Raw genomic sequence first — 1,587 nt, 5'->3', positions numbered from 1 at the left:
CTGGGCGAGCCCGGCGGCGACGAAGGACGACTGGCGCAGGGCCATGTTCTCCAGCTCGCGTCTGGCGATCCCCGGCTGATGCCCCCGGAGGCGCTGCACGTCGTTCTTGTAATCCTCCAGAGCCATGATGTCGCCGCTGGCTATGGTCCCCTGTGGGCAAAACGAAAGAATTTCATTGATAACGGATGTGGGCATGATGAACTCCTCTTCCGCCCACCATGCCCGCCCATGCCGCCTTTTCCGACCCTGAACAAGTTCCTCCGCTCCGCGCCCCTCCTGCTCCTCCCCCGGCTTCCGGCCCCTCCGGACAAACAAAGAGGGCATGGCGGACGCCCTTCCGTCCGCCATGCCCTCTTTCGATTATCGCCGCCCTGATGAACCCGCACCTACGGCAGCGGCTCCAGCCTGACGGGCCAGATCCCCTTGTCCCATCCGGACAGGCCGCCCGTTTCGCAGTTCCAGCCGAGCAGCGGCCCGCGCTCCGGGGCCACGGCATACCATGCCACCCGCACGCCTTCCGGCTTGAGCGGCAGGTACCCTTGCAGGAGGAGGTTGCGCATCACCGCGTCGAGCGGCGTCCCGGCAAGCCCGATGACCACGGACATATCCTGATTGTCCTGCATGAGGATGAGGCTGCCCGTGTCCGCAAAGGCCGATTCCCAGACCTCATACGCGCCGGGCACGGTCCCGTCCCAGCGGTTCGCGCCGATCTTCGCCTTGAGCAGCAGGCGGTACGTCTCGTCGGGCAGGCGCACCATGCCCGTTTCGGGGTCGTACAGCCCCTTCCACGAGCCGCGCGCCCAGCCCACGGCCTCGCGGCCCCATTCGAAGTACACGTCGTCCAGCTCAAGCCGCAGATGGCGGCTCCTGCCGATCCATTCGCCGGTACGGTCGAGCTGCCCGCCCACGGCGGAATCCACGTCAAAGGCGGCGCGCATGGTTTCCAGCAGCTCCTGCAGCCCGCACAGCGGATCGGTGACCGCCGCGACCGTCGCCATGAACCGGGGACGGCTGCGGTGCTCCGAGGTCACAAGGCCGAGATAGCCGCTCATGGCCGCACCACCAGCTTGACGCGATCCACCGAGCAGGACGCCACGGCGTTGAAGGCGACGGCCACGTTTGCGGCGGACTGCGCGCCCTGCGACGTCCCGAGCGTGATGGACTCGATGTCGTAGGAGGCGGCGTTGGCCGCGTTCGCGGGGGAGTACAGGCGCGAAAGCGACACGTCGTCCCCGATGTTCAGGCCGTTGATGTGTTCCGCCACGTTCTTCCTGATGCTTTCCCCGGTGGTGGAGAGGTAGCCGGGGAAGGGCCTGATGGTCACGGTGGCGTACACGGGCGTCTCCGCCGGGCGGAAGAACTTGATGACGTTGGGGACGCCGTACTTGTCGCGCACGAGCGCCTCGGTCGTGCCGTACGTCCCGGCCCCCGGCCCCTTCTTCGCGGCGATGGCCTCCGCGATGGCCGCCGTATCCCCGCCTTCGACGACCATGCAGATGCTGTGGGCAGGGATGCCGTCGGCGTCGGGCAGGCCGCCGTCGTTCTCATAGCCCCGGCTGCGGGTGACGCCGGGGATGGACGCCACGG

1 protein-coding gene and 2 pseudogenes are annotated in these 1,587 nt (G+C 67.8%); all 3 read right to left on the bottom strand.

Annotated elements, in window-relative coordinates; genetic code table 11:
• Positions 1 to 195, bottom strand: a pseudogene (locus HMPREF0178_RS21770) (hypothetical protein); the annotation flags it as partial.
• Positions 196 to 386: 191 nt separating this feature from the next.
• Entirely contained in the window at positions 387 to 1,052 is a 666-nt protein-coding gene (locus HMPREF0178_RS00030) for a DUF2612 domain-containing protein (protein ID WP_009367846.1), read from the bottom strand.
• A pseudogene (locus tag HMPREF0178_RS00025) lies at positions 1,049 to 1,587 on the bottom strand (hypothetical protein); the annotation flags it as partial. The gene HMPREF0178_RS00030 and the pseudogene HMPREF0178_RS00025, both read right to left, overlap by 4 nt.

Origin of the sequence: Bilophila sp. 4_1_30, assembly GCF_000224655.1 — a bacterium.
In the GTDB taxonomy this organism is placed as follows: domain Bacteria; phylum Desulfobacterota; class Desulfovibrionia; order Desulfovibrionales; family Desulfovibrionaceae; genus Bilophila; species Bilophila wadsworthia.
This window is presented reverse-complemented; position numbering and strand designations above follow the sequence as displayed.